This window comes from Desulfovibrio sp. 1188_IL3213 (assembly GCF_036763145.1).
Classification (GTDB): Bacteria; Desulfobacterota; Desulfovibrionia; order Desulfovibrionales; family Desulfovibrionaceae; genus Desulfovibrio.
On sequence record NZ_JBAIYR010000463.1, the window covers coordinates 1 to 1,673 of the forward strand.

General features: G+C 60.6%; 1 protein-coding gene. It reads right to left on the reverse strand.

The window, feature by feature from the left end; all coding sequences use genetic code 11:
* Positions 1–1,286: endonuclease Q family protein (locus V6C16_RS12620; protein ID WP_333543371.1), on the reverse strand; the 1,286-nt coding region annotated here is incomplete at its 3' end.
* Positions 1,287–1,673 lie beyond the last annotated feature (387 nt).

Below are 1,673 nucleotides of genomic sequence, written 5' to 3' on the forward strand. Positions count from 1 at the left end.
TGCTCTTCGGGCGTAAAAACACGCACCACACCGTACTCGCCGTCGTAGCCGCCCTGGCGGAAGACCTGTCCCCGGCGCATGCGGGCCACGGCTTCGCCCAGCGGCTCCCAGTGAGCGCGTATTTCCTGCTCGGGCATACGGCAAAGAATATCCAGCTCTGGCCCAAGCTCGCGCAACAGGCTGCCGTAGCGTTCCCGCACCCTGCGCGAGGTGACGCCCACGCCCAGAATTTCCCCCACCACTTCTGCCAGAGGAATAAGGGGGCGGGCTTCAGGCTCATGCTCAAGCAGGGGCGGTTCTTCCCTGTCGGCCAGTTCCCACACGCGGTGCAGCACACCCACCGTAAGCGGCTTGCCGCATTCGGGGCAGATATTGCCGAGCTTGCGCGACTCTCTGGGTTCCAGAACCACGTTGCAGGCGCGGTGGCCGTCCAGATGGTATTTGCCTTCGTCCGGGTAGAATTCCATTGTGCCGAGAAAGCGGCAGTCCAGGGCATCCTGCGGCTGGCGGCGCGCTGTGGCGCGCAATGCTTCAAAGATGCCGGCGTATGAGGGTTGCCCTGCAAAAAGATTGGCCTCACGCCCCAGGTTTGCCCCGGAATGGGCGTCTGAGTTGGACACAAGGGCATAACCGTCCAGCTGGCTCACCAGCCGGTTCATTTCCGGGTCGGAAGAAAGACCGGTTTCAAGGGCGAAAATATGTTCGGAAAGATCGCCGTAACAGTCCGTCAGGCGGTCAAAGCCCGACTTGGAGCCGAAAAGCGCGAACCAGGGGGTCCACACGTGGGCGGGAATCATTACGGCATCCTCGGCGCATTCCAGCATGATTTCCAGCAGATCGCGCGAATCAAGGCCGAGAATGGGCCTGCCGTCCGAGTGCAGGTTGCCGATCTGCTCAAGGCGCAGCGAAAGTTTTTCGGCATCTTCAAGCGTGCGCACATAGATAAGGTTATGCACCTTGCGCACCTTGCCGTGGCGCTTGTAGATGGAGCTGATCTCGGCCTGGAGCATGAAAAGCGGCTTTTCGGCGTTGACGTTCGTTACCGGGCCGCCGGCCAAGACATCAAGCTGCTCCGGCTCGCCCCTGAGGCGATACAGGCCGCTGGCTTCATCCCGTTCAAGCTGTTCTGCCAGTTCCGCCCGCCATTGCGGATGGGTGAAGTCGCCCGTGCCGAGAACGCTGATGCCCTTGCAGCGGGCCCAGGCGGCCAGATGGCGGGCGTTAAGGGCCTTGCTGGTGGCCCGGGAAAAACGGGAGTGAATGTGCAGGTCGGCTATGAAGTTCATATGCGATTCTCTGTCATGATGCGGTGAAAGTGGAGCCGTTGACAAATTTGCTCCTGCCACGCGCGACGCTGGAGCGTGCAACACCTGCAATGCTCGGTTACGGCAGGCAAAAGCCTGTCTGCGCGCATTTCGGGCAAGGATTTTTCTGAAAATCCCTGCAGAGCAGTGAGAGCAATTTCTCTATGAAATTGCTCCAGTTTATTTCATTCGTAAACTGCTCAAGCAGGTTCGCCGGAACTGCCCCGGCGCAGCCAGGGGCAAAAAAGCAAAGCCTCGTCCGTCCAGTGCGGCGTGCCGTCAGAAGAATCGCCGTGCAGATACAGCGGCGCTTCAAGCACCGTATCGTGCGCCGCGCCTTTGCGCGACTCCACCAGCACGCGCAGGGCA